1 pseudogene is annotated in these 502 nt (G+C 44.8%); it reads right to left on the reverse strand.

The features are described from left to right. A pseudogene (locus B5F39_RS13945) lies at positions 1–296 on the reverse strand (hypothetical protein); the annotation flags it as partial. Positions 297–502 lie beyond the last annotated feature (206 nt).

The following is a 502-nucleotide window of genomic DNA, read 5'->3' on the forward strand; positions in this document are numbered from 1 at the left end:
GGAATCATCTCGCTTAGGTTAAGCACTTGTAGATACTTGTATTTGTATCTCTCAAGCTCGTCTTGCGTCCATAGATTCTTCTCCGCTTCGGCTTGGATTTCGGCCTCAACGAGCTCGGCAGAGTAGTATGTTACTGCTACGGTCAATGTACTTGTACCGTCTTGATAACGAGCCGTTTTGCGCCACCTGAGCAAAATGGAGTCTAGCGCCGCGGCGTAGGCAGTCGCGCAGATAGCAGTGATGAAAACTGCCATTATCAGAATTTTTATCCATGAGAATGTTTTTTGTCTGGTCAATGTTTGATCCTCCTGCTGTGGAGATGTCGTTAGTAGTCACTCACTTGATACGTACACTGTGCGTGTCATCAGTTATACTTGCTTAACTTTATGAGCGGCAACATTATATTTCAGTCATGCGAATATATCCTGCGTATATTGTGCTGAGCCGTTGCGGAAATATATCATTTAACTTTAGGCAGAGGTTATCGTTCTCGTCATGCCGG

It is taken from the genome of Cloacibacillus sp. An23, assembly GCF_002159945.1.
Lineage (GTDB): Bacteria > Synergistota > Synergistia > Synergistales > Synergistaceae > Caccocola.